This window comes from Ochrobactrum sp. SFR4, assembly GCF_019730395.1.
In the GTDB taxonomy this organism is placed as follows: domain Bacteria; phylum Pseudomonadota; class Alphaproteobacteria; order Rhizobiales; family Rhizobiaceae; genus Pseudochrobactrum.
On sequence record NZ_JAAPBB010000271.1, the window covers coordinates 1 to 409 of the forward strand.

Genomic DNA, 409 nt, shown 5'->3' on the forward strand with positions numbered 1-409 from the left:
AACCATTATAGCGTACAGGCTTACCTAAGAGACAGGCGCTTACAAGAATTTTAGCAGTCATGGTGCCAGCCGTGCAAAATTGAATACTATTCAAATAACGGGCAAGTCCTCGTCAGTCCACCAAATTGCAACCAGCTGACACATATAAATTACAGCTCAGTTTACCATATTGCAGTTCTTTACACTGGTCTGTAACAGTGCACCTGTTGATTTCACTTCCGTAAATGCTCGAATAAAAATCAACGATTTTACACGAATATTGGCTTTCTCGTCCCGCACAGACGGTTCATGCGTTTTTTTCATATCACCGCTCGGCTGGTAATTTGCATAGCGCCATACTTCCCTTAAGAAACAGTTCTGGATCACACCATGCGAAGGGACTATGATTAATTCAAAATGCATAGGTAGT

At 41.8% G+C, this 409-nt stretch carries 1 protein-coding gene; it reads right to left on the bottom strand.

What is annotated here, in order from left to right; genetic code table 11:
• Positions 1-156 precede the first annotated feature (156 nt).
• The coding region (locus HBA93_RS18940) for a hypothetical protein (RefSeq protein ID WP_221724329.1) at positions 157-409 on the bottom strand (253 nt) is incomplete at its 5' end.